The organism is Mycobacterium scrofulaceum (genome assembly GCF_001667885.1).
In the GTDB taxonomy this organism is placed as follows: Bacteria; Actinomycetota; Actinomycetes; order Mycobacteriales; family Mycobacteriaceae; genus Mycobacterium; species Mycobacterium scrofulaceum_C.
Window position 1 is genome coordinate 1 of record NZ_LZJW01000017.1, and the last position, 25,371, is coordinate 25,371.

General features: G+C 67.6%; 23 protein-coding genes. 9 read left to right on the forward strand and 14 right to left on the reverse strand.

From position 1 onward, the window contains the following. Positions 1–78: 78 nt before the first annotated feature. Together A5681_RS01355 and A5681_RS01360 are read right to left on the reverse strand one after the other, a co-directional pair. Positions 79–801 (reverse strand): CPBP family intramembrane glutamic endopeptidase, encoded by a 723-nt coding sequence (locus A5681_RS01355; protein WP_067268793.1) that lies wholly within the window; start codon positions 799–801, stop codon positions 79–81. After that, positions 798–1,943: an NAD(P)H-binding protein gene (locus tag A5681_RS01360; protein WP_067268794.1), complete on the reverse strand. Its 1,146-nt coding sequence runs from the start codon at positions 1,941–1,943 to the stop codon at positions 798–800. The genes A5681_RS01355 and A5681_RS01360 overlap by 4 nt, the downstream gene beginning before the upstream one ends. A gap of 178 nt (positions 1,944–2,121) precedes the next feature. Between A5681_RS01360 and A5681_RS01365 the strand changes: the two genes are divergently transcribed. Continuing rightward, positions 2,122–2,622 (forward strand): isoprenylcysteine carboxyl methyltransferase family protein, encoded by a 501-nt coding sequence (locus A5681_RS01365; protein ID WP_067268795.1) that lies wholly within the window; start codon positions 2,122–2,124, stop codon positions 2,620–2,622. After that, the gene (locus A5681_RS01370) at positions 2,619–3,635 is read left to right on the forward strand and encodes an NAD(P)/FAD-dependent oxidoreductase (protein WP_067268796.1); all 1,017 of its coding nucleotides are present in this window, start codon (positions 2,619–2,621) and stop codon (positions 3,633–3,635) included. The genes A5681_RS01365 and A5681_RS01370 overlap by 4 nt, the downstream gene beginning before the upstream one ends. Positions 3,636–3,800: 165 nt before the next feature. Here A5681_RS01370 and A5681_RS01375 read toward each other — a convergent pair whose 3' ends face one another. Further along, complete coding sequence (locus A5681_RS01375) at positions 3,801–4,547, reverse strand: crotonase/enoyl-CoA hydratase family protein (protein WP_067268837.1); 747 nt, start codon at positions 4,545–4,547, stop codon at positions 3,801–3,803. 53 nt (positions 4,548–4,600) lie between these two features. After that, complete coding sequence (locus tag A5681_RS01380; protein ID WP_067268797.1) at positions 4,601–5,749, reverse strand: thiolase family protein; 1,149 nt, start codon at positions 5,747–5,749, stop codon at positions 4,601–4,603. A 196-nt stretch (positions 5,750–5,945) separates the two neighbouring features. On the opposite strand from A5681_RS01380, the gene A5681_RS01385 reads away from it, so the two are divergent. Then, positions 5,946–6,236 carry a hypothetical protein gene (locus A5681_RS01385; protein WP_067268798.1) on the forward strand — a complete coding sequence of 97 codons (291 nt, stop codon included), beginning with the start codon at positions 5,946–5,948 and terminating at the stop codon, positions 6,234–6,236. A gap of 77 nt (positions 6,237–6,313) precedes the next feature. On the opposite strand, the gene A5681_RS01390 is transcribed toward A5681_RS01385, so the two are convergent. The 7 genes from A5681_RS01390 to A5681_RS01420 all read right to left on the reverse strand — a co-directional run bounded on the left by A5681_RS01390 (position 6,314) and on the right by A5681_RS01420 (position 15,045). Then, positions 6,314–7,798: an aldehyde dehydrogenase family protein gene (locus A5681_RS01390; protein ID WP_067268799.1), complete on the reverse strand. Its 1,485-nt coding sequence runs from the start codon at positions 7,796–7,798 to the stop codon at positions 6,314–6,316. A 90-nt stretch (positions 7,799–7,888) separates the two neighbouring features. Then, a complete protein-coding gene (locus A5681_RS01395; RefSeq protein ID WP_067268800.1) occupies positions 7,889–9,103 on the reverse strand; it encodes a cytochrome P450 in 1,215 nt (404 codons plus the stop codon). A gap of 8 nt (positions 9,104–9,111) precedes the next feature. After that, on the reverse strand, positions 9,112–10,101 hold the full coding sequence (locus A5681_RS01400) for an SDR family oxidoreductase (protein ID WP_067268801.1): 990 nt from the start codon (positions 10,099–10,101) through the stop codon (positions 9,112–9,114). Continuing rightward, positions 10,094–11,236, reverse strand: a complete 1,143-nt coding sequence (locus A5681_RS01405; RefSeq protein ID WP_067268838.1) for a spirocyclase AveC family protein — start codon at positions 11,234–11,236, stop codon at positions 10,094–10,096. Before A5681_RS01405 ends, A5681_RS01400 begins: the two co-directional genes overlap by 8 nt. 11 nt (positions 11,237–11,247) lie before the next feature. Next, positions 11,248–12,360, reverse strand: coding sequence for an ABC transporter substrate-binding protein (locus A5681_RS01410; RefSeq protein WP_067268802.1), 1,113 nt, complete (start codon positions 12,358–12,360; stop codon positions 11,248–11,250). Positions 12,361–12,444: 84 nt separating this feature from the next. Further along, the gene (locus A5681_RS01415; RefSeq protein ID WP_067268803.1) at positions 12,445–13,287 is read right to left on the reverse strand and encodes a CbbQ/NirQ/NorQ/GpvN family protein; all 843 of its coding nucleotides are present in this window, start codon (positions 13,285–13,287) and stop codon (positions 12,445–12,447) included. A 108-nt stretch (positions 13,288–13,395) separates the two neighbouring features. Further along, positions 13,396–15,045: a nitric oxide reductase activation protein NorD gene (locus A5681_RS01420; RefSeq protein ID WP_082968158.1), complete on the reverse strand. Its 1,650-nt coding sequence runs from the start codon at positions 15,043–15,045 to the stop codon at positions 13,396–13,398. 204 nt (positions 15,046–15,249) lie between these two features. Between A5681_RS01420 and A5681_RS01425 the strand changes: the two genes are divergently transcribed. The 5 genes from A5681_RS01425 to A5681_RS01445 all read left to right on the forward strand — a co-directional run bounded on the left by A5681_RS01425 (position 15,250) and on the right by A5681_RS01445 (position 20,477). Continuing rightward, a complete protein-coding gene (locus A5681_RS01425) occupies positions 15,250–16,395 on the forward strand; it encodes an acyl-CoA dehydrogenase family protein (protein WP_067268805.1) in 1,146 nt (381 codons plus the stop codon). Next, positions 16,392–17,492 (forward strand): acyl-CoA dehydrogenase family protein, encoded by a 1,101-nt coding sequence (locus tag A5681_RS01430; RefSeq protein WP_067268806.1) that lies wholly within the window; start codon positions 16,392–16,394, stop codon positions 17,490–17,492. Before A5681_RS01425 ends, A5681_RS01430 begins: the two co-directional genes overlap by 4 nt. Next, on the forward strand, positions 17,492–18,139 hold the full coding sequence (locus A5681_RS01435) for a nitroreductase family protein (protein WP_067268807.1): 648 nt from the start codon (positions 17,492–17,494) through the stop codon (positions 18,137–18,139). The genes A5681_RS01430 and A5681_RS01435 overlap by 1 nt, the downstream gene beginning before the upstream one ends. Before the next feature lie 137 nt (positions 18,140–18,276). Beyond that, positions 18,277–19,557 carry a TetR/AcrR family transcriptional regulator gene (locus tag A5681_RS01440; RefSeq protein WP_067268808.1) on the forward strand — a complete coding sequence of 427 codons (1,281 nt, stop codon included), beginning with the start codon at positions 18,277–18,279 and terminating at the stop codon, positions 19,555–19,557. 77 nt (positions 19,558–19,634) lie between these two features. Next, a complete protein-coding gene (locus A5681_RS01445; RefSeq protein ID WP_067268809.1) occupies positions 19,635–20,477 on the forward strand; it encodes an SDR family oxidoreductase in 843 nt (280 codons plus the stop codon). Here A5681_RS01445 and A5681_RS01450 read toward each other — a convergent pair. The 3 genes from A5681_RS01450 to A5681_RS26230 all read right to left on the reverse strand — a co-directional run bounded on the left by A5681_RS01450 (position 20,474) and on the right by A5681_RS26230 (position 24,556). Next, on the reverse strand, positions 20,474–21,679 hold the full coding sequence (locus tag A5681_RS01450) for a cytochrome P450 (RefSeq protein WP_197498474.1): 1,206 nt from the start codon (positions 21,677–21,679) through the stop codon (positions 20,474–20,476). The two genes, A5681_RS01445 and A5681_RS01450, sit on opposite strands and share 4 nt — an antisense overlap. A 20-nt stretch (positions 21,680–21,699) precedes the next feature. Further along, on the reverse strand, positions 21,700–23,328 hold the full coding sequence (locus A5681_RS01455; protein WP_082968154.1) for a GMC family oxidoreductase: 1,629 nt from the start codon (positions 23,326–23,328) through the stop codon (positions 21,700–21,702). Between the two features lie 235 nt (positions 23,329–23,563). Next, entirely contained in the window at positions 23,564–24,556 is a 993-nt protein-coding gene (locus tag A5681_RS26230; protein WP_197498475.1) for an AraC family transcriptional regulator, read from the reverse strand. Between the two features lie 124 nt (positions 24,557–24,680). Here A5681_RS26230 and A5681_RS01465 point away from each other — a divergent pair, with 124 nt between their 5' ends. Beyond that, entirely contained in the window at positions 24,681–25,322 is a 642-nt protein-coding gene (locus A5681_RS01465) for an SDR family oxidoreductase (protein WP_067268811.1), read from the forward strand. The last annotated feature ends 49 nt before the right edge of the window (positions 25,323–25,371 follow it).

Here is a 25,371-nt window from a genome sequence, read left to right on the forward strand (position 1 = left end):
AGACGTCAGACATCTCCACTAAGCCCGGGGGTCCTCCCCACAATCAACAACCGTCACTAACGTGTCGGCCGAGTACAGCTAGACGCCGAACATCGGCGGCAGCACCAGAACCATGATCAGCCCCCACACCAGGTGGGTCAGCACCGGCGCCAGGACACCGCCGGTCGCCCAGCGCTCGAACGCGCAGACCGTCCCCAGGATGACGGCGGCGAACCCCAGCATGGGATTGCCGCTCGCCAGCGTCGCGATCGTGTAGAGGACCGTCGAAATCAAGACGGGGTGGTACCGGCCCAGGGCCGTGTAGAGCGCGCCGCGAAAGAACACTTCCTCGGCGACGCCGTTGACCAGGGTGATCGCCACGATCACCGGATACCACCCGTGGTGGGCGTATTCCAGCACCCTGGTGATGAGCTCGGCCACGGGCGTGATCTCGCGTGCTATCAGCCCACCGACCACGAAGACCGCGCCCAGCAACAGGCCGATCGCCGTCCCGGTGATGACCGGGCGCTGGTTGCGCCCGCGCCAGCAGATGCCACCCAGGTGCAGCGGGCCGGAGGCGAACCCGCCGACGACCCACACCCCGGCCAGCGCCAAGGTCAGCCAGTAGAAGCTGGAATCGCCCGGATGGCGCCGCAACGAAAACCCGAGCACCATGGCACCGAGGACGACGGTGACGGCCACGATGACCCGCCGACGGCGCACGACGATGGGCGACTCATGGTGTGGCACAGCGACTTTGGTGAGCGCACGGCGCAGCTCGGTCAGCGTGCCGGTGGCGGACTGGGCGGTTGACTGGCTCATGCGGGACGCACCTTCGGGGTCAAGGCGATCAGGAGGTCAAGACCGGTTCGAAGCGCTCCGGCCAGCGGACCCGGGACCATGTTGACCAACCCCAGAGCCGGCCGCACGACCGGCGGGGTGAGCCGCCGCGCGACATGGCGGATGCGCCGCGCGTCACCCCCGGCCCACACGGGATCGGTGTTGGCCAGGTGATGGGGATCGGCCAGGGCGTTGACCGGACACGGGCGATTGGGCTGATCGGCCAAGGCTAGGGCAATCGCGTCCTCGACGCCGAGCAACCCACCAGGCGGGTCGGGCACTCGATCGCGAAGATCGCTTTCCGACGCCACCATCGGATGGTCCAGCGATTCGACCAGATCACCGGCCAGCCCGGGCGGCACCGGCAGCGCGACACCGGTGACCAGCGACGCCAACCCGGTGTCGACCCTGCCGACCGGCAACCCGGCGTGCCATCTCCCGGAGATCCGCGCATACGTTTTGAGCAGCTCCCGGTAGGACGTGGTGTCCGGGCCGGCGATGTCGTACGCCCCCGGCGGCAGCAGGCCGGGATCGGCCGCGGCGACCAGGTAGTGCAACACGTCGCGGATCGAGATCGGGTCCATCGGGTTGTCCATCCAGTTCGGGATGGGCAGGAGCGGGAAGCGGTCGCCGACGTAGCGCATCATCTCGAACGAGGTGGAGCCGGCGCCGATGATCATCGCGGCGCCCAGCCAGACCAGCTCCGGGCCGTCCGGCACCGTCAGGGCCTCGGCCACCTCGGCCCGGCTGGCCAGGTGCTCGGACAGCACCTCGTCGGCGGGCACGAACCCGCCCAGGTAGACGATGCGGCGCACGCCGGCGTCCCTGGCCGCCGCGGCGAGGTTGGCGGCCGCGGACTTGTCGGCGTCGCGGAAGCCGGGCTGCCCGATGGCGTGCACCAGGTAATACACCACGTCGACGGGGCCGGCGTCGGCGAAGGCCGCCCGGGTCGACACCGGATCGGCGGCGTCGAGGGTCACCGGCATGACGTCGTCGAACCATCCGAACCGCCTGAGGCGCTCGGGCTTCCGGGTGGCGGCCACGACGTCGTGCCGGTCCGCCAGCAGCGCCGTGACCAGTCGCGATCCGACATATCCGGTGGCACCGGTGACGAGGACCCGCATACCTTTCAACCTAGCCCGGCGGCCGTCAACGCAAACCTGGCGGCCGCGGGCCGCGGATCGCACGTAACGCCATGGCGCTTCCCGGGCCGGATTTTCGCCATGCCGTTACGCTCGCGGATATTGAACCCCCGTGGCGGCGGCACCGTGACCGGGTGTGAGGGCAAGAGATTGTGGAGAGATGTATTACCTACTGGTGCTGGCTGTCGGGATCGAACGCGTCGTGGAGCTGATCGTTTCCAAGCGCAATGCGCACTGGTCTTTTGCCCAGGGCGCCAAGGAGTTTGGCCGAGCGCACTATCCGGTGATGGTGGTGCTGCACACCGCACTGCTGGTCGGCTGCATCCTCGAGCCGTGGGCGCTGCACCGGCCGTTCATCGGATGGCTGGGCTGGCCGATGCTGGCGGTGGTGGCACTCAGCCAGGGGTTGCGCTGGTGGTGCATCACCACCCTGGGCCGGCGGTGGAACACCCGGGTCATCGTGCTGCCGCAGGCACCGCTGGTGCGCCAGGGTCCCTACCGCTGGCTGCACCATCCGAACTATGTTGCAGTGGTGGCTGAGGGGTTGGCGCTGCCGTTGGTGCACACGGCATGGCTGACCGCGGCCATCTTCACGCTCGCCAACGCGGCGTTGCTCAAGGTGCGGCTGCAGGTCGAGAACTCCGCTCTGGGCTACACGTGAGCGGATACGACACCGACCTGTTGATCGTCGGCGGCGGGCCGGGCGGCCTGGCCACGGCGTTACACGCTCGGCGGCACGGGCTTTCGGTGATCGTCGCCGACCCGCGCGAGGGTCCGATCGACAAGGCGTGCGGCGAGGGGCTGATGCCCGGTGGGCTGGCGGAGCTGACGTCCCTCGGCGTCGACCCGGCCGGCATGCCCTTTCAGGGAATCGCCTACGTGAGTGAACACCGCCGCGCGCAGGCGCGGTTCAGCGCCGGCCCGGGCCGGGGTGTGCGTCGCACCACGCTGCACGCGGCGCTGGCCGCGCGCGCCAAAGAGCAAGACACCGAATGGCTTCGGGCGCGGGTGACGACCGTGCAACAGGACGCTCACGGGGTGACGGCCGCGGGCGTGCGCGCGAAATGGCTGGTGGCGGCCGACGGACTGCACTCACAGGTCAGGCGGGCCGTCGGGATCACCGCGACGGCCGGAACGCCGCGGCGCTACGGCGTGCGCTGGCACTTCCGGGTACCGGCCTGGTCGGAGTTCGTCGAAGTGCATTGGTCGCGCTGGGGCGAGGCGTACGTGACGCCGGTGGAGCCGGATCTGGTGGGCGTGGCGATCCTCTCGCGCGGGCGCCCCGACCTCGCCTGGTTTCCCGGCCTGGCCCGCCAACTGGGCAGCGCCGCCCGCGGCGACGCGCGCGGTTGCGGCCCGTTGCGCCAGGTGGTCTCCCGCCGGGTCGCGGGCCGGGTGCTGCTGGTGGGCGACGCGGCGGGTTACGAGGACGCGCTGACCGGTGAGGGCATCAGCCTGGCGGTCAAGCAAGCGGCCGCGGCCGTCGCCGCCATTGTCGACGAGGCGCCGCCGTCGTATGAGCTTGCGTGGCAACGGATTACCCGCAACTACCGACTGCTCACCCGCGCGCTGGTACTGGGCAGCGCCCCGCCGATCGCGCGCCGCGCGATCGTGCCGGCGTGCACGCTGCTACCCGGCGCGTTCCAGCGCGGGGTGAACGTGCTAGCGGGCTAGTTGTCCTGACTGTGGCGACCCGCTTCGCCCGGCTTCGCCGCGCTCGCGATCGCCGCAGTCCTGACTGTGGCGACCCGCTTCGCCCGGCTTCGCCGCGCTCGCGATCGCGCTAGTCCTGACTGTGGCGACCCGCTTCGCCCGGCTTCGCCGCGCTCGCGATCGCCACTAACGCGCCTTCCAGACCGGCTCGCGCTTCTCGGCGAACGCCAGCGGGCCCTCCTTGGCGTCCTCCGACCGGATCAGGCTGCGCATCTCGTTCATGGTCCGCGCCCAGCCCACCTCCTCGTCCGTGATGACGCCGTCGTCGACCCCGTAGGCGATGCGCTTGCTGGCCTGCACCGACAGCGGCGCGTTGACCGTCACCCGCGCGGCCAGCGCCAGTGCGGCTTCCAGCACCGTGCCCTCCTCGACCACCTGATTGATCAGGCCCCATTCGAGGGCGTCGGCGGCGGTGATCGGCTCGCCGGTCAGCAGCAGCTCCATCGCGACCTTGCGCGGGAGCTGCTGCACGATGCGAAAGACGCCGCCCGCGGCCGCGATGAGCCCCCGCTTGACCTCGGGCAGCCCAAACCGGGCCCGCTCGTCGGCCACCACCAGATCGCTGGCCAACGCCAGCTCGGTGCCGCCGCCCAGCGCGGTGCCGTTGACCGCCGCGATCGTGGGTTTGTCGATGAAGTGGTGCACGTATCCGGCGAAGCCCCACTCCGGATGGTCGGGGTGGTAGATGTTCTCCCGACGGGAGATCGCCTTGAGGTCGGCCCCGGCGCAGAACGACTTGTCGCCCGCGCCGGTGATCACCACGGCCCGGACCCCGCGATCACGTTGGGCTTCTTCCAGCGCGTCGCCAACGCCGATGCTGACGGCACCGTTGATCGCGTTGCGGGCTTCCGGCCGATTGATGGTGATCACCATGACGTTGCCGCGGCGCTCGGTCAGCGCGCCGGGCGCCGCGGTGTCGACGTCGGTCACAACAATTCCACGATGGTGGCGTTGGCCTGGCCGCCACCCTCGCACATGGTCTGCAGGCCGTAGCGAATTCCCTTGTCCCGCATGTGGTACAGCAGCGTCGTCATGATCCGGGCGCCCGAGCCGCCGAGCGGGTGCCCCAGCGCGATGGCGCCGCCGTTGGGGTTGAGCTTCTTCTCGTCGGCGCCAATGTCTTTCAGCCAGGCCAGCGGCACCGGCGCGAACGCCTCGTTGACCTCGTAGGCCCCGATGTCGTCGATGGACAGGCCGGAGCGCTTCAGCACCTTCTGGGTGGCGGGGATCGGCGCGGTCAGCATGATCACCGGGTCGGCCCCGGCCAGCGTCGCGGTGTGCACCTTCGCGATCGGCTTCAGGCCGAGCTCCTTGGCCTTCTCGGCCGACATGAACAGGATCGCGGCCGAGCCGTCGGAGATCTGCGACGAGTTGCCGGCGTGGATCACACCGTCTTCCTTGAACGCCGGCTTCAGTGACGCCATCTTCTCCATCGGCGTGCCGCGACGGATGCCCTCGTCCTTCAAGACCACGTTGCCGTCCGGGTCCTTGATCCCGACGATCTGGTCATCGAAAGCGCCGGAATCCTGTGCCGCCGCGGCCTTTTCGTGGGAGCCCAGGGAGAACTCGTCGAGCGCGGTGCGGTCGAATCCCCATCGCTCGGCGATCATCTCGGCGCCGATGCCCTGGTTGGGGATCCGGCCTTCGTAACGGTCCAGGAAGGTCTTCGGGTACGGCCGCCCGCCATTAGCCAGCGAGGAACCCATCGGGGTGCGCGACATCGACTCCACCCCACCGGCGACGACGACGTCGTAGTGCCCGGCCACCACGCCGGCGGCCGCGAAGTGGATCGACTGCTGGCTCGAGCCGCACTGGCGGTCGACGGTCACACCGGGGACGGACTCCGGCCAGCCGGCGGCCAGCAGGGCGGTGCGGCCGATGTCGAGGGCCTGCTCGCCGGCCTGCATCACGCAGCCCCAGATCACGTCGTCGACCAGGCCGGGGTCGACGCCCGCCTTATCCACCAGCCCGTTGAGCACCTGTGCCGACAGGTCCGCCGGGTGCACCCCGGACAACCCGCCGTTGCGCTTCCCGATCGGTGAGCGCACTGCCTCGACGATGACGGCTTCAGCCATGGTGGTGTCTCCTTTGACGCTAGGACCTCGAATATTGGGGAAGTCGAACCTTGCCTCGATTGTCAACCAACGCGTTGGGAGGGCGCGGGGCGGGGTGCGGTTGGGCGGTCAACCGGCCATCCGATGCCAGTTCTTCGGCGGCGCGTCATGTGCAGTCCATTTTTCCGTGAGCCTCGGCGACGTAGGGTGCCCCGATGTGAGCACCCCTTCACCGGGCCCCGGTTGGTGGCTGGCCTCGGACGGCAAATGGTATCCCCAGCAATGGGAAAGCACCTTTGTGGCGTACACGAACGAATCCCTGCAGGCGGTGCTGGAGGAGGCGAACCGTCTCACCCAGGCCTACGGAGAACAGGGCTGGGAGATCGTCGGGTCGTCGGTGCAGCGCACCCAGGTCGCCCACCGCTTCAAGGACTATGACAAGGGCGGCGACCACTACTTCGAGTGGAGCATCGTCTGCACATTGAAGCGGCCGGTCGCGCCCGCCTGACTCACGCCGAGATTGCCGCCACGGTCGCGGTTGAGCCCAAATCCGCGGCCGGGACGGCAATCTCGACGAGCTGACCCTTAAACGGCGGGATAGGCCACCGATTTGATCTCGGTGTACTGGTCGAACCCGGCGACACCGTTCTGTCGGCCCACCCCGCTGTACTTGTAACCGCCGAACGGTGTGTCGGCGCCGTACGGCGCGCCGCCGTTGACGCCCATGAACCCCGCGCGAATCCGGCGGGCCACCGCCAGGGACCGCTCCAGGGAGCCCGACATCACATTGCCCGCCAGGCCGTACTTGCTGTCGTTGGCGATTCGGATCGCGTCCTCCTCGTCGTCGAACGGGATGACGGACAGCACCGGTCCGAAGATCTCCTCCTGGGCGATCGTCATGGAGTTGTCGACATCGGTGAAAAGCGTTGGCCTGACATAGAACCCCTTGTCAAAGCCGGTCGGGGCGTCGGGACCGCCGACGAGCGCGGTGGCGCCCTCTTCGACGCCCTTGCGGATGTAGCCCATCACGCGGTTGCGCTGCACCTCCGAAATGACCGGCCCGCACAGGGTTCCGGGATCCTGCGGGTCGCCGCACGTGACGTTCTCGTAGATGCTCTTGAGGATCGCGACGCCCTCGTCGTAGCGGGAGCGCGGCAACAGCATCCGGGTGGGGTTGGCGCAGCCTTGGCCGGCGTGCATGCACGGCGCGATGCCGACCATGCAAGCCGTCGGGAAGTCGGCGTCCTCCAGCACGATCGTGGCCGACTTGCCGCCCAGCTCGAGGAAGAGCCGCTTCATGGTGGCGGCGCCCTTTTCCATGATCCGCTGCCCCACCACGGTCGAGCCGGTGAACGAGATCAGGTCGACCTTCGGCGACAGCGTAAGTTCCTCACCCACAAAGTGATCCGAGGCGGTCACGACGTTCACGACGCCCGCGGGAATGTCGGTCTTCTCGGCGATCAGCCGGCCCAGCCGGGTCGCGTTGAACGGCGTGTTCGGCGCCGGCTTAAGCACCACGGTGTTGCCGGTGCCCAGCGCCTGGCCGAGCTTGTTGAGGGTGACCTCGAACGGAAAGTTCCACGGCACGATCGCGCCGACGACACCCACCGGCTCGCGCCACACCTTGCGGGTGGTCAGCGTGCCGGTCAGGCTGATCACCTTGTCGCCCAGATCGGTCTCCCAGGCGTACTCGTCGATCAGCCTGGCGGGGTAGCGCAGCCCGTCCTCCAGCGGGGCGTCCAGCTGGGGCCCGAAGGTGATGGCCCGCGGCGATCCCACCTCGAGGATGAGCTCCTCGCGCAGCTCTTCCTTCTCCGACTCGATCGCCTCGTGCAGCTGCAAGAGGCAGCGCTTGCGCAGCTCCCGGTTGGTCGACCAGTCGCTCTCGTCGAAGGCGCGCCGCGCGGCGTCGATCGCCCGGTGCATGTCCTCCTTGGACGCGTCGGCGACCTCCCCGAGCGGCTCCTCGGTCGCCGGGTTGATGTTGGTGAAGGTGCCGGCCTGCCCGTCGACGAGCTTGCCGTCGATCATCATCTTCGGCTCGAACCGCACCTTTACAGCCTCGGTCATGTTTGTCACTCTCTTCTGGGTCGTTGAGGGGCTACAGAGAGCCTTACCGGAAACTAGCCGATTGGCAAGCGACAACCCCGACGGGCCTGGTTATCGGGGGTCGAACAGCACCGGCACCGACGTCGGCGAACGGAAAACCTGCCCGCGGATGTGCGGGTCGTCCGCGTCGGGGTCGAGCCGCAGGTTGGGCAAGCGGTCGAGCAAAAGGTTGATGGCGGTGCGCATTTCCAGCCGCGCCAGATGCATGCCGAGGCAGACGTGCACGCCGTGGCCCCAGCCCAGGTGTGCCCTCGGCGCACGGAAGATGTCGAACCTGTCCGGATCGGGGTAACGGTCTTCCTGCCGGTTGGCGGACCCCAGCATCGGCATCACGGTCGAGCCCGCCGGTATCGGCACGCCACCGAGTTCGGTGTCGCGGGTGGCCACGCGGGTGATCGTCAGCAGGGGCGGTTCCCAGCGCACACCCTCCTCGATGGCCTGTGGCAGTAGCGACCGGTCCGCGCGGATGGCATCCAGCTGCGCGGGGTCGGAGAGCAGCGCGAGCAGCAGGCTGCCCAGCGACCGGTACGTCGTTTCCACCCCGGCGGGCAGCAGCAGCCGGAGGAACGAGTAGATCTCCTCGTCCTCGAGCTTCTCCCCGTCGATCTCGGCCTGGGCCAGAGCGCTGATCAGGTCGTCCTTCGGCTCGGCGCGCCGGGCCGCGAGGATGGGCGCGAAGTAGTCGCAGAGCGCGGCCGAGGCGGCGAGGCCGCGTTCCGGATTCAGTATCCAACTCAGCAACGAGATCGACCACCGCTGAAACTGCGGATAGTCCTCCTCCGGCAGGCCCAACAGACCCGCGATGATCTGACTCGGGTAGTCGAAGGTGAACTCCTTGACCAGGTCGGCCTTGCCGTTCGCCGCGAACTTGTCGATCAGGCCGTTGCCCACCCGTGAGACGAGCTCGTCCTCCCAGCGCGCCAATGACTTCTGCGAGAACGCCTTCGACACCAGTGACCTCAGCCGCCCGTGCACCGGTTCGTCCATGCCCAGCATGACGCGCTCCCCGAGCACCGGCCCGAACGCGGCGATGACGGCCGCCGAGGAGAACGTCTCGTTGTCGCGCAGCATCTGCTGGGCTTCTTCGTGGCGGTACACGATGAAGACCGGTTTGGATTCCTCGTGCGGCATCCCGGAAACGTCCAGGCGCTGAATGGGGTCCTCGCGGCGCAGCCGCGCCAGTTCCGTGTACGGGTCACGCACGTCTCCCGAGACCGCGTCGTCGAAGGCGCCGAAGTCCTCCAGATCGTCGAATAGCTGCTCCATACTTTCGCTCAGCCCCCTTGCCTTTCCTTGCGCTTCGCCGCCACCGCGGCCACGCGCTGCAACACCGGCCGCGGTAGCACGCGCGCCGCGAACACCATCGCCCGTTGGCCCACTGTCAGCGGCCACGCTCCGTCCCGCATCGAACCCTGTCTGGGTATGCCGAGCACCACCCGCGACACGTGGTGCATGCCAGGAGCCGGCAGGATCCTGTTGGCGGCCAACAGCATCGAAGCGTCCGGACCAACGCCACGGCGGCGGAAGGGCACCCGGTCATCCAGCGCCTTGACCAGGCCGTCGGTGAATTTCTCGGGAGGCCTGGCGAGTTTCATCGCGGCCCTGCCCCGGGTGTTCATGGTGGTATGCAACCGTGCGTACGGACCGCCGAAGTCGCGATTGTCGGTGGTTCCCGCGTCGGTGATGATCGCGGTGTCATAGGTGCCGGCGACCAACACGGTGACGCCCAATCCGAAGGGCGCGATCTCGCACGCCATGGCCTCTCCCCACCGCTCCAACGCGCCCTTGGCCGCCGAGTACGGCGCGGTGGCCGGCTGGCCGCGTACCCCGGCCGCACTGGAGACCAGGACGATGCGTCCCTCGCCTGCCGCCCGCATCGACGGCAGCAATGCCTGGGTGAGCGCAACGGGGCCCATGACGTTGGTCTCGAACATCCTGTGCCACAACGCCATATCGGTCTCCTCCACCATTCCGGCTGCGGAGATCCCGGCGTTGTGCACCAGCGCATAAGGAGCGCCGGCGGTTTCTTCGATGACCTTGGCCGCCGCCGAGATCGATGCGGGGTCCAACAGGTCGAGCTGCACGCCGACCAGCCGATCGTCGTCTTGACCGGCGCCCGTGGCCTCCCGAAGCGGCGGCATCCCGCGGTCGGGCGTCCGCATCGCCGCAACCACCCGCCACCCTTCGCGGTACAGGCGCACCGCGGACGCGAACCCCAGACCCCGGGACGCGCCGGTGATGACGACGGCGCGCGGCTCAGCCATGCACGCTCGGGGTTGCGCAGGCGCCCACACCCGGCGGGGGCGGGTCGACATGAGGCCGCCCCCTAGGCTCGCCGCTCGCCCAGGTCGACCAGATGCCGACCGAGTATGGCCCTTGCGCACCCGCCTTCTCGTAATAGCCTTGCGGATCATAGACTTTCGCCTCGGGGTAGGGCCACGGGCACGCAACGGAGGTTGCCGCATGGCTGATCTTGATGACCCAGAACCATGCGCCGTAGGCGAAGTAGGACACGTTGATGATGGCGAACATCACCAGGAATGTGCCGAGGACCGGGCGGCTCGGGAAGATCTTTGCCTTCGCGGCCAGCTTCTCCGCCACCGACTTACCGGTGTCGTCGCGATAGCAGAGGATCGCCGCGGGCACCATCACAAACGTCACCGAGAACGACTCCCAGATCAGCGGGAACTGGAACGTCGTGCCGGTGAACACCGAGCCCCACGGAATCACCTGGGAGTAGATGTACATACCCCAGTGGATGAGGGTGTTCTCCAAAAACGCATCCATGACAAAGCCGATCACCATGGTGACCAGGCCGAGGCAAACCAAGGGGTGTCGCGACACGAAAGCCCCGGGCCCGTATTTGGCCTGTAGCCTCCGCAAAATCCAGACCGCAGGGAAGTAAGGGCCGAAATAGAACATGACGTAGCCGAACACCACGAACGGCTCGACGGTTGGCGACAACGAGACGAGCGGCCAAGACTCCGGCCAGTGAACGAGGTCAGGGTTGTAGACCGCGAACGGCGACCAGTTCATGATCGGGTCCTGCCACACGATCAGCGTGGTGCACAGGAACATCAACATCACCGAGCTGCCCGGATTGCGCCGCCAGCCCCTGATGAACACCACCAGCAGCACGATCAACGCCACCACGGTGGCCCAGTCCAGGAATCCGATGTAGTCGAGCCCGAACGCGAACTTCACCGGACGCGGCCGACCTTGCACGTTCGGGTTGGCCACGCGCGGGTCGAGGGCGACGCGGCAGTTCGCGATGAAAAACAACACGAACGCGGCGAGGGCGCCGCCGGCGATCCGGCCACCCCAGCCCCGCCTCTCCGCGCGTCCCGTGAGCGCGGGATCTTGTTGCGCGGCAAGGGGCGCGGATTGATCAGTGCTCATGTCGTTGCGCCTCACTCTCCGAAGCGATCGACCAGGTGCGAGTTGGTGCCGTCGGCGTCCAGCGTGCGGGCGACCAGATACCCGGCGCCCATCCACGCGCGGCGCGTCCACTTCCCGAAGGACACGCGTGTGCCGGGGGCGCCCGATGCGGCGGGCATCATCTTCACGCGCTCCAATGCCTCCTTGACCCCGCGCGGGCTGAGCGGATGGGCATCGCCGAACGCGCGGACGAGCGTGGCGGCGACGTCATGGTTGACCACCGACACGCAATACTCGGGCCGGCTGCCGTCGTATTTCTTCGCGTAACGGTCAAGGAAGTCCTGGCCGAGCCGGTTGTCCTCGTCGTACTGGTCGACCCCGACCCAGCCCATGAACGCGCTCCACATGATCGGGTTCACCCAGGCGTTCTGGAATGCGGTGGTGGTGAATCGCGGTGGATCCCAATCCACGGCCTCAAGCGCGGGGTTGATGAAGACGACGCCGAAGCCGAAGCCCAAATGCACGATCGCTTCGGCCTTGGCCTCGTGCAGCGTGCGGACGGCGTCGTTGATGTCGTGCGCGGTCTGGGCGATCGCCACCTCCGCGACGATGCGAATGCCCTTGCGGCGGCAGGCGCTTCGGAGGTTCTTCAGGTAGCTTTCACCGATCAGGTTCTGCTCCACGAGGACACCGATTTCGGATAGCCCACGCTTGGCGACCAGGTCGGCGATGAAGATCGGCTCATCGGTCATCGAGCCCTGCGGGAAGGCGAACGTCCATTCGCCCAGCCAGTCGTCGGTCCCGGTGACGCTGATCGCCGGCACCTTGAACCGCTCCTCGATCGCCTCGCGGGTGGGCACGCAGTTGTCGGTGATGTGCGGCCCGAACACCACCAGGCAGCCCTCGTCGACGAGCTCGCCGAACGCGTCGATCACCGCCTTGACCGAACCCTTGGGCAGGCCCTCCACCTCGCGGTAGATCATGTGCACGGGGCGATCGATCAGGCCCTGTTCCAAGGCTTCTTCGAAGACCAGGTCGAAGCATCGCGTGAAACTGGCCATCAATTCCTCGGGGAAGCCCGGTGGCAGCGTGAAGTCCATCAGGTAGCCGACCTTGATCGGCTCAGCGCTGCTTTCGTAGGACATCGGACCTCCCGAACTTCACGCGCGCGGGCTCGTTGTAAACCTAATATTTGTTCAGACCCTAGCGGCGGCCGTTTGCAGCGTCAATCATCCGCCCGGGCCGCCCAGATAGATCCCGATCATCTCGCCCAGCGCCCGGCCCACCGCCACATCGTCGGTGAGCGGCCCCGCGATCGCGGCCCGAGCCGCCTCCCGCATGGTGAGGCCCTCGGCCACCAGCCTGCCCGCGGCGATCAGCACGCGGGTCGACGCGACCTCGCGCAGCCCGCCGGTTTCCAGCCGGCGGATGGCCTGCCCCAAGCGCACCAGCTCCGCCGCGGTGGCGTCGTCCACGCCGGCCTCGTGCGCGACGATTCCCTCTTCGACATCGGCTGCGGGAAAACCGAATTCGATGGCAACCATTCGCTGCCGGGTCGAATCCTTGAGGTCTTTCAGCACACTCTGGTAACCGGGGTTGTACGAGACCACCAGGCCGAACCCGGGCGCCGCGTCCAGCGTGACGCCGAGGCGCTCGATCGGCAGCTGCCGCCGGTGATCCGCGAGCGGATGCAGGACGACGGTGGTGTCTTGCCGGGCTTCCACCACCTCGTCGAGGTAGCAGATAGCCCCTTCGCGCACCGCCCGAGTCAGCGGCCCGTCCACCCATACGGTTTCGCCGCCCTGCAGCAGGTACCGGCCGACCAGGTCGGCCGTCGTGAGGTCGTCGTGGCAGGCCACGGTGATCAGCGGCCGGCCGAGATCGTGCGCCATCGCCTCGACGAATCGGGTCTTGCCACAGCCCGTGGGCCCCTTCAAAACCAGCGCGAGGCCCTGGCGATACGCCGCCTTGAAAACGGCTTCCTCGCCGCCGATCGCCTTGTAATAGGGGCGTGCCCCCTCGGCCTCGGGCATCACGCCGTTCCGGCGCACCAGCCCGGACTCGTTGGCCATAGCATCCCCTCTGCTACCCACGGTGCACGAAGCCTATAGCGGAACAGATCTTTGTTTCAAGCTTGCTGGCAAGCGCGTTTAGACTCAAGAATCGATTTCCACGCCGCGTCATGACGCCCGGTGCCGGACCTCGGCCGAACGCAGCGCGGACCGGAACAATGGGCCGATCACGCCCGCGAGTTGGTCCGGGCGCGCGATCGTGGCGTGCGCGGCGTTGCCGAACACCCGGCGCAGCGAGAGGACGTCGGTGCCCGCGCCGATGGTCAGGCACACGCAGCCGGTGCCGCGGCGGCGGGCCTCGGCCAAGGCTCGACGCGCGTCGGCGGCGCCGTAGGCCCGCTCGTAGCCGTGGTCGTAGGCCAGCCCGTCGGAGAGCACCACCAGCAGCCGCCGCGATGTACCGCCGCGCGCCTCCAGCACCGCCGACCCGTGCCGGATGGCGGCACCGAGGCGCGAATAAGCGCCCGGCTCAAGGCTGTTGAGCCTCCGCATGACTCGGGCGTCCAAACGGTCGTCGAATCGCTTGACCGGCACCATGTTCACCGCGCGCCGGCCCTGCGAGTAGTAGGCGTAGAGCGCGACCCGGTCGCCCAGGTCGTGCAGCGCGACCGCCAGGTTGGCGACCGCCGTGCGCTGCTGCTCGTGCACCGTGCGCCCAACCGTGCCGGGCTCCGCGGCCGAGCCCGAGACATCGAGCAGCAGCAACACCGACAGATCCCGTCGGCGCCGCAGGCTGTCGAGGTACACCGCCTCGTCGGGCACCGACCCCGCCAGCACCTCGACGCGGGCCTCGACCGCCGCGTCGATGTCGATGTCGTCGCCCTGCGCCTGCCGGTGGCGGCGGTGCAGGCCCATCCCCAGCCGCGCCAGCGGGCGACGCACGCTGATGGCGGCTTCGATCGCGTGCGTCGCCGACGGTTTGATCTCCGCGTCGATCTCGCGCACGGTGCACCACGCCGGCCGGTACATCCTGCGCCCGGCGTCCCATTCCGGGTAGGTGACGCCGTCCGTGGGCCCCGCTCGGTCCGCGCCGTCCTCGCCCGAGGTGGCGGCCAGCGACGTCACCGCGTGCGGCCCGCGCTTGGCGGAGTTGGTCCGGTGCGTCGGGGCGTCCGCGCCTGGCGGTCCGCCGCCACTGGCGGTCTTGCGCGCCGACGAGAGCATCTTCTTCAGCCACTTGCCAATGAAACCCCCGCCACCCACCGGGCTGGTGAACATGTCGGGATCGTCGGAACCGTCGGCCTCGTCGTCATCGAGTTCTTTCAATTCGTCGGTGTCGTTGCTCCTCGGGACATGCCCGGGCTGTTCCGTGTCCCGCTGTTCGGCCGCCCGCGCGTAGGTGGCCAGCACCTTCGCCGCGCGGAGGACCCCGAATTCCGGTGCGGCATCGGCAATGGCGACCCGCCCCTTCGCGATTCGCAGCGAAGCGGCGGGCGAATCGCTGCGCCCCGCCGTGTCGGGGTCGCCCAGCGACGCCAGAACCCCCGGCAACAGGTCGGCATTGGCGACGAGCGCGCGGCGCCCCTCCACCGCCAGGTACCGCTTGGCCACCCGGGGGCGGCGCAGCAGGCGACGCATCACGTCGGGATCCAGGCTGCCGGCCGCGATCATCGACGCCTGCACGGCGACGGCTTCGAGCTGCCGGCGGGGGCTCGCACCCGCATCGATGTGGATCGTCTGGCCGTCGGTCCACGACGGTTCGCCCGGACGCAGTTCGGCCACCGCCACGGCTCGGCCCGCCAGCGCGGACGCGAGCATGCCCAGGCCCGGCAGGCGGTCACCGCGAACGTCGGTCGACACGCTCGATCTCCGAACCGCTTGGACTCCATTGACCAAATATCTGTTCCACGGTAGAGCCCGGCGCCGCCGCAGTCAATCAGGGCAACACCGACGTTGTTGACCGGCTATCCGCTCGACCGTAAAGTCCGGCTAGGTCGCAAATTCACCAGGGAACAAGGAAAAGTGGACTTTTCATACCCGGCGGAAGTGGAGCAGTTCCGCGTCGAGCTGCGCGACTGGCTATCGGACAACCTGACCGACGAGCTGGTGGCCGCCCGCCGGCCCGCCGGACGCGACGACGCCGCCATCGAGATGCTGCGCGCCTGGAGCGCGACAATGGCCGACGCGGGCTGGGCCGCGGTCTCGTGGCCCCGCGAGTACGGCGGCCGCGGCGCGACGATTCTCGAGCAACTGGTGTACACCGAGGAAACCACGCGAGCCCGAGCCCCGATGCCGCTCAACGTCATTGGGCTGAACAACATCGCGCCGGCGATCATGCAATATGGCACCGAAGACCAGAAACTCACCCTGCTCCCCCGCATGATGCGTGCCGACGACATCTGGTGCCAAGGGATGTCAGAGCCCGAAGCGGGTTCTGACCTCGCAGCACTGCGCACCCGCGCCGTCCGCGACGGTGACGACTTCGTCGTCAACGGTCAGAAGATCTGGACCTCGTTGGGGCATCGTGCGGACTGGTGCCAGCTCTACGTGCGCACCGACCCCGAAGCGCCCAAGCACAAGGGCATCTCCTGCCTGATCGTCGACATGACACTGCCGGGCATCGAAGTCCGCCCGCTGGTGACGCTGAACGGTGAAGCCGACTTCGCCGAGGTCTTCTTTCACGACGTGCGCGTGCCGGCGGACGCGCTGCTCGGACCACTCAACGCGGGCTGGCAGGTGGCGACCACCACACTCAGCCACGAGCGGGCCGGGGCAGCCCGGCTGTACGCCGAAATGCAGGTGCGGCTCGAGGAATTGACCGACGACATCGCCACACACACCGATGCGCTCGACGATCCCGTGACGTTGCGGCGCCTCGGCGAAATCGCTTTGCGCATCAAGTATTTGGAAGTCCTGTGCCAACGGTCGATCTCGGCCGCGCTACACGGCGGTGACGCCTTCGGAACGGCAAGCCTCGCCAAGACCGTGTGGGGCGAGATCGGACAGGACATGGCCGCGCTGGCCTTCGACGTGCTGGGCATCAGCGGCGCCGGCGCGCCGTGGGCGAACTACCGCCTGACGTCGCGGTCGCTGACCATTGCGGGCGGCACCAGTCAGATCAACAAGAACATCACCGCCCAGCGGGTACTCGGGTTGCCGCGCAAATGAACCTCGAACTTTCCGACGAGCAGGTCGCGCTGCGCGACACCACCCGCCGTTATCTCGCCGAAAAGGCCTCCATCTCCGATCATGTGCGTCCGCAGCTGGACGACCCGACCGGCACCACGCAGCCCGTGTGGCGCGGCCTGGCCGACCTCGGGACCACCGGTCTGCTGGTGCCGGAGGTTTACGGCGGCGCCGGCATGACGATGGTCGAGGCCGGAATCGTTGCCGAAGAACTGGGTGCCGCCCTGCACCCCGGGCCGTGGCTGTCGACCGCGATCGCCGCCGCCCGAGCGTTGACCCGGCTCGGTGCGACGGAAGCCGGAGCGGAACTGTTGACCGGCATCGCCGATGGCACTACGGTCGCCACGCTCGGCTTCCTCACTGACGCTCCGGTCGCCGCGAGCCGGGAGGACTCCGAGCGCGTTGTGTTGCACGGCGAGATCGCCGCGGTGCCCGACGCCGCCGCCGCAGACGTGCTGCTGGCGCTCGCCGAGGATGACGGCAGTCAAGGGCTTTTCGCGGTGCGCACCGACTCGCCAGGGGTCTCGCTCGCGCCCGAGCACAGTATCGATCAGACCCGCAAGCAATTCCGCGTCACGCTCGACTCAGCGCCCGGGCGGTGGCTGGCGGCGCCGTCCCCGGGAGACGTCGCCGCGGTGATCGACGATGTGCTGATCGCGAACGCCGCCGACGCCCTGGGCGCCGCGCGGGCCGTCATGGAGATGGCCGTCGAATACGCCAAAACCAGAACACAATTCGGGCAGCCGATCGGCTCGTTCCAGGCGGTCCAGCATCTGTGTGTCGACATGTTCGAGACGGTGGAGCTGGCCCGCAGCGGCGTGATCCACGCGCTCTGGGCTGCCGACAACGCCGACCCTGAGGAGCGGCACCTGTCCGCGCTGCGCGCGAAGGCGTTCGCCGGGCGCCTGGCCACGGTCGGTGACACGGCCATCCAGGTGTTCGGCGGCATCGGCTACACCTGGGAGCACGACGCGCACCTGTATCTCAAGCGCCTGCTCAGTTGGAGCGCGTTCCTGGCTGGTCCCGATCATTACCTCACCGAAGTCGGTGCGCGCCTTGCGAAGAGGGGCAAACCGTGATGGATGTCGAGCACCTGCTCAGCGCCACCCGCTCGGCGCGCAAGGCGCTCGACCTGGAAGCGCCGGTCGACCTCGCCGACATCCGGGAATGTTTGCGGATCGGTTTGCAGGCGGCCAACGGCTCCAATCAGCAATCATGGCGCTGGCTGGTGATCGCCGACCCGGCGCTGCGCGCCGAGATCGCCGAGCTGTATCGCGCGGCCTATCTGCTGCGCGTCGGCGGCCAGCTGATCGCCGACCTGGTGCCGGCCGGAACGCCCGAAGCCCGGATCATGTCGTCGACGGAATGGCTGGTCGAGAACATGTCGCGTGTTCCGCTGCTGGTGATCCCTTGCTATCAGCCGTACCTGCCCCGCATCGACGGCGACGAATCGTTTCATCAGGCCACGGTGTACGGCTCGATCTTCCCGGCCGTCTGGAACTTTCAGCTGGCGCTGCACACCCGCGGATACGGGACCTGTATCACCACCCTGCACCTGCATCGCGAGGCGGAGGTGCGGCGGCTGCTCGGGATCCCCGAAAGCTACGTTCAGGGTTGTCTGCTTCCGGTGGGCCGGCTGCGTGCCGGGCAGACATTCCGGCCCGCGCGGCGACGGCCGGTCGGTGAGGTGGTCGCGCGTGACGGTTGGGACGGGCCGGCGCTTTAGAATGGTCTGGCACCGCCGTTATGCAGCGCATTCGTTGGGCCCGCTCTGATAGCCTTTAACAAAGATTTGGTTTGGTGAGAGGGACGAATGCGAAGACATGCTCGTCCGCAGTCGCCCGGACGCGCACGCGGCTGATCATGCCGAGAGCCGAGTCATTGGGTGCGGGCGGCCCAGCAGATCCGGGGACGCGCCGCACCGAGATCCTGACCACCGCGGCCTCGTTGATCGCGCAGTCGGGATTGCGGACCTCCTTGCAGGAGATCGCCGACGCGGCAGGCATTCTCCCCGGCAGCCTCTATCACCATTTCGAATCCAAAGAGGCGATCCTGATCGAGTTGATCCGTCGTTACCAGGAGGATCTGGACCGAATCGGGCAAGCCGCGCAAGCGAAGTTGGACAAACCCGACCCGCGCCCGGTTCCGGAGCAGGTCGTCGAGCTGGGCTCGGCGATCGCCAACTGCGCCGTGCAGCACCGCGCCGCGCTGCAGATGTCGTTCTACGAGGGGCCCAGCACGGACCCGGAGTTGATGAAGCTGACGCGGCAACAGCCGGTCGCGATTCAGGAGGCGATGCTGCAGACGCTGCGCGCGGGCAGGTGGAGCGGCTACATCAAGCCCGACATCGATCTGCCCACGTTGGCCGATCGCATCTGCCAAACCATGTTGCAGGTCGGCCTCGACGTCATGAGGCATAAGTCGCCCCCCGACCAGGTGGCCGCGCTGCTTTGCCGAATCATGTTGCAAGGGTTGGCAACCCGACCACCGACCGACTCGGCGCTGGACGGGTCCAACGCCTTCGCCGCCGCCAGTGACGTCATCGAGACCTGGTCGGACGACAGCGAGGCCGACCCCAGCGACAAAGCGGCGCACGTCCGTGCGGTGGCGCGAACCGAATTCGGCCGTAAGGGCTACGAGGCCACCACCGTCCGCGACATCGCCTCCGCGGCCGGCCTGGGCACGGGAACGGTTTACCGGGTTATCGGCTCGAAGGACGAACTCCTCGCGTCGATCATGGAATCCTTCGGCCGCAAGGTCGAGGCGGGCTGGGTCGGCGTCCTGCGCTCGGACGCCACGACCATCGAGAAGCTCGACGCTCTGAGCTGGGTAAACGTCAATGCCCTGGATCGGTTCTCCGACGAATTCCGGATTCAACTCGCCTGGATGCGGCAATCTCCGCCGGACACTCCAAACCCGGGCTGGCTATACGCGACCCGCCTTCGGCAAATGAAAACGCTTCTGTCCGAAGGCATCCGTTCGGGGGAGATCACCGTCGACGCGGCGTCCACCGCAATGCTCGCACGCTGCGTCATCGGTCTGCAGTGGATACCGGAGAACATCCTCGCCGACATCGGCAAGCGCGCGGCCCTGGTGCACGTCCGCGACACGGTTTTGCGTGGCGTCGCGGTTCCCGCCGGGTAGGTATTGAACCAAAAAACTGTTACCCATACAGTTGGGCGATTAGAACCGCGTTGGCAGTGAAAGAGAAGGGGATTTCCATGACTATTGTCGATCGGTTGCGCTACGACGGCAAACGGGCTCTTGTCGTCGGCGGCGCCACCGGCATGGGCGCGGCCGCGGCCAAGTCAGCGGCCGAACTCGGCGCCGAAGTGATCGTGATGGACTACGCGCCGGTGAACTACGACGTCGCCAAGTCCATCCAGGTGGACCTGCGCGATCCCGCCTCGATCGACTGCGCGCTCGATCAGCTCGACGGTCCGGTCCACGCCCTGTTCTCGGCCGCCGGCATCGCCGACGGAACGACCGACCTGATGGCGATCAACTTCATCGGCCACCGTCATCTCATCGACCGGCTCCTCGAGAAGAATCAGCTGCCCTCGGGCTCGGCGATCTGCTTCATCTCCTCGGTCGCGGGCATGGGCTGGGAGAACGACCTGGAACTGCTGACGGAGTTCCTCGCGACGCCGGACTTCGCCTCGGCGCAGGAGTGGGTCAAGGCGCACGAGGCCGAAGGCATCATCCACTACGGCTTCTCCAAGAAGGTCGTCAACGCCTACGTCGCGACCCAGGGTTACCCGCTGCTGAAGAAGGGCATCCGAATCAACGCGATCTGCCCCGGCCCGACCGACACGCCTTTGGCCCAGGCCAACGCCGACCTCTGGCTCACCTTCGCGCAGGACTACCGCGAAGAGACCGGTTCGAAGGTGCACACCCCGGAGCAGATGGGCGACGTGATGGCGTTCCTCAACAGCGCCGCCGCCTTCGGCATCAGCGGTATCACCCTGCTGGTGGACTACGGGCACACCATGGCCTCGCTGACCAACGCCTACCCGCCGGGCAAGCCCATCATCGACATCATCATGGGGCGGGTCAAGCTCTAACTCTCGTCGACGCCGATGAGCAGGCGTTCCGGGCTGCGGCCCAGGACGCGGCGCCACGGGATGCGGGCGGGGTCCTGCCCCAAGTGCAGGGCGGGCCGTGCGGCGAGCGCGGCGCGCACGCACTCCTCCACCGCGACTTTCGCGAGCGAGGTACCCAGGCAGTAATGCGCTCCGGCACCGAAGTTCATGAGCCGGGGCGTGCCCGCACGGGCGAACCGCTCGGGATCGAAGCAGTTCGGCGACCGCCACGCCGAGGCGTCCCGGCATGCCGAGGCGATGCAGAGCAGCACCATCTGCCCCGCCGGGATGGTTGTGTCGTGCAGGTCGATCGGCGCGACGGCGGTGCGCTGTATCAGCGGGATGCTGGGCTCGAGGCGAATGGTCTCAGCGGCCACACTCGCAAGCCGCGCGTCATCGTGCGCCACCTCAGTGAGGCGGTCGCGGTACTGCAACGTCACCAGCAGGCTGCACGGTATCTGACTGCCCATCGTGTCGTGGCCGGCGACAAGAAGATTCGCGATCATCGTCACGGTCTCGTCGCGGGTGAGCAACTCCCCGCCGGCCTCGGCGGTCAACAATCCGGTGATGAGATCGGGACCGGGGTCTTCGGTTCGGCGCTGCGCCAGCGCCTCGAGATACTGCCGCAATTCGACAATCGCTCTTGTCGCCTCCGCGATCTCGTCAGGGGTCATCACGTAGAACACCGGACTCAACGCATCCGCCCATCGGGAGAACACACCGACATCGCTGTCCGGGACTCCGAGGAGGCGACAGATCAACCGGGTTGACAGTCCGGCGCAGGAAGCCACCAGGTCTCCCCCGTTCAGCATTGCCGAGGCGATCGCAGCGGTGGCCATGTCCGCTGCGGTCGACCTCAGCTCCCCGACCGAGCGCGGGGTGAAGGCGCGGGACACCAGCGACCGCAGGCGGCGATGATAATCACCCTCGGTGGTGAACATCAGCTTGCTGTACCAGTCGCGCAGCGGCCCGTCGCTGATCCCCATGGTGTCGAACAGGGCCAGCCCGATGCCATTCAGCCGCTCGTCGCGGGCCAGCACCTCAACGTCGCGTTGCCGCAACACTACGGTGGCGCCTGTGATCTCGTCGGTGGCCAACGGGCCACGCCGCGCCGCCTCGCCGAGAACCTCGTGCATCCGCGTGGTGAAGCTGCCGGTCAGGTCCACCATTGGTTTCGATCCCATTTTCATTTCTCCGAGTCGGCTCACAGAGCGTGCCGGTGGCGCAGGATCTGTCCGGCGCGCTCGCCGATCACGACGCAGGGGGCCATGGTGTTTCCGGTGGTGACACGCGGCATGATGGACGCATCCGCGATGCGAAGTCCCTCTACCCCATAGACTTTCAGCGATCCGTCGACCACCGACATGCTGTCGTGGCCCATCTTCGCCGTACCTGCCTGATGGTGGTAGGTGGTGACCTCGTTGCGGATGAAACGCACCAGGTCAGCTTTGTCGAGGCTTCCCGGCATGACTTCTCGTTTGCTGAACCGGCGAAGGGGGCCGGAATTGCCGAGTTCCCGGCACAATTCGAGGCATACCAGTGCGGCTTTGAGGTCGTCGGGATGGGAGAGCAGGTTGGCGTGAATCCGGACCGGGTCGCCAGGGTTCGGGCCGGTCAGACGAATCTGGCCGCGGCTTTTCGGGCGCACCACCGCGCCATACATGCTCCACCCCGCCTCGGGCAGGCCGAATCTCTCGGCGTTCTGCTCACTCGAGAAGGGGAACTCGAGCTGGTAGGCCTGCAGATCCGGCGTGCGCAAACCGGCAGCGCTTCGGGCGAACACGGTCATCTCTCCACCGCTGTTGCGCCACTGTAGCGGTTCCGAGTACTCCCAGACAGACGAGAAACCGGGGTGATCCTGCAAATTCCGGCCGACACCCGGCAAGTGCTGCACGGTCCGAATACCGTGTGATTGCAGCTCATTTTGGTCGCCGATTCCAGACTGCATCAAGACCTTGGGAGTGTGGATCGCGCCGAGTGAGAGGATCACCTCGGACCTCGACTCGATGCTGTGCAGCTTGCCGTCCTGAATGAACTCCACGCCGGTGGCCCGTCCGCCGTCAAGCGTGATTCGGGTAACCAGCGCGCGCGTCAGCACCGTCACGTTCGGCCGGTCCATCAGTGGGAACAGGTAGGTGCGAAAGACCGACTGTCGCAGTCCGTTACGGATACGCAGATCCACGAGCGACGCGCCTCCGTCGCTTTCCATCAGCTCGCCGTTCTGGCTGTTGAAGGTCGGGATGCCCAGCGAGTCTGCGGCCGCCAGTCCGGCATGCGCGATCGGGCTGGGATCGGCCGCGGGTTCGACGTATACCGGCCCGCCGGTGCCGCGGTGCTCGGCGTCCGGAACACCGTGCCAGTCCTCGATCGCCCGGTAGATGGCGAGCACCGAGTCATAGTTCCATTGCGGATCCTTGGCATCCGAGGCGAAGTAGTTCCAGTCGTTTCTGTGGCCCCGGGCCCACACCATGACATTGATGCTCGAACCGCCACCTAGGACCTTGCCCATCGAGTACGGGATCGCTCGCCCGTTCAAGTGGCAGTTCGGCTCGGCGGTGAATTTCCAGTCCCGCTCGCTGCCCAGATTCGCAAGCCACATCTCTGGTTTGCTGATCTCGGGCCCGCCGTCGCAGCCGCCTGCCTCGAGCACCAGGACACTCGCGGCGGGGTTTTCCGCCAGCCGGCGGGCCACCACCGAGCCCGAAGATCCCGATCCGCATACAATGAAGTCGTATTGCGGCCTCAGCCGTGCGGCAAGCCGCCGTTGATTCCGGTGCACGCGATCGGCGAATACCGCTGCGAGAAAATCTTTTTCGCTGGATGCCGATGTCATTTTTCCTCCTCATCGCCGGCAAAGCCGGCAATCAACTTTCGGCGAAACCGCATCGTTTGCGCCATGATTCATGGCTACACGACCGGCGCCATGACTAGCGGCGCTCGGCGGGGACGGGCGCGCTCAGCGGCCATCGCTCGGCGTTTTTCGGATAGACCGAGCGGACGGACCAAGCACGATCAGGGCACGAAGGGTTGCCCGACGACTCAAAGACCAAGTGGTTGTGCGGGGGCCGTCAGTCGGCGCGTGCGCGCAGGGTCTGGACCGGCGTCTCGCCGAACGTGGCTTGGTAGGCCGCGGCGAACCGACCGAGGTGGCCGATCCCCCAGCGCTGGGCGATGGCGGCGACGGTGGTTTGCGAGGGGTGCGACACACGCAGATCGGCGTGCACGCGGCGCAGTCTGACCAACCGAAGGTATCCCATTGGCGACATCCCCACGTGTTGTCGGAAACCTTCCTGCAGCGCCCGCACGCTCACGTTGCACTGCCGTGCCAGCGCCGCCGTCGAGAGAGCCGACTGCGGTGCCCTTTCGATGATGTCCACGGCTTCACGTACGGCTGCCGGCCTGGCGGGCCGCACCGAGGATGCCAGCTCCTCCCGATACGGATGGTTCGCCACCAGCAGCAGTCCATAGATCAGGCTCTCCGCCAGTCGGTCCCGTACCGCCCAGTGACGCAGCGGGTTGTCCACGCGGGCCAGTTCGCGGTTGATCCAGAAAACCTGACTCACCCAGCTCCTGGCGGCGCCGTCGGTGAGTGGCAGCGTCAGGTCGAAGGCGATGGGCGCGCGCGGCCGGTGACCGAGAAGGGTCTCCAGCGCGGTGTCGACCACCAGTTGATCGATCTTGACGCCCAGATGGCGAGAACCACCGGGCCATCGGGTGACCGCCATCTCGGCGTCGGGCCGGTAGATCGAAGCGGTCGTCGGAGACGAAACGAGCTCTCGCCCGAGGTGTTGCGACTCGAGCCAGCCTTCGATGGGAATGTGAACGTAGTAGCTGTCACGGCCCTCCGCGAAACCGAGTGACACGTCGGTGTCGTAGGCGAGCTCGGCCAGCGTGATAGGCCCGGCCTGTACCAGTCGTTGCGTGAAGCCGAAGCCCTCCGACGGACCGAGCAGGCGAAGTTTGTGGGAGTGGAACGCCGATTCACACAGATGGATCGCGTGGTCCGGTGAGCGGGTGCGAAAGGTGGTCGTTCCCTCGCCGCTGGAAGGTGTCCTCCCCATCGTCTCTCTCTCAAGTCGACAGACTGCCTCTCCCCCAAGAACGGACGGGCGACGCCATCGGTTCATCGCGTCGTCGCCGCAACGCGCCACCCCCCTGCTGCCCTGACCCCGGTACCGTCGGGGCATGGCACGGATCATCATCATCGGCGGGCACGGCAAGGTCGCGCTGCAGCTGGCCCGCATCCTGACCGAACGCGGCGACGAGGTGAGTTCGGTGTTCCGCAATCCCGACCACTCCGAGGACGTCGCTGCGACCGGCGCCACGCCCGTGGTGGCCGACATCGAACGACTCGACACCGATGCGTTGGGCGACCTGCTCGCCGGGCAGGACGCGGTCGTCTTCTCGGCGGGGGCCGGCGGCGGCGACCCGGCGCGCACCTACGCCGTCGACCGCGACGCCGCGATCCGGGTGATCGACGCCGCCGAACGCGCAGGTGTCAAGCGATTCGTCACGGTCTCCTACTTCGGTGCTGGACCTGATCACGGTGTGCCGCAAGATGATTCATTCTTCCCCTACGCGGAAGCCAAGGCGGCGGCCGACGCCCACCTGCGCGCGAGCGGCCTGGACTGGACCGTGCTGGGACCGGGTCGGCTCACCCTCGAACCGCCCACCGGGCGCATCACCCTCGGCCGGGGCAAGGGCGAAGTGTCGCGGGCCGACGTCGCCCTCGTGGCGGCGGCCGCGCTGGCGGACGACTCGACCGTCGGCCGAACGATCGACTTCAACAACGGCGAGGTGCCGATCGCCGAGGCGCTGGCGAGCTGACCCGCACGACGGGCGTAAGCTCCGCTACGCAGCTGGTCTGCCGTCGCCG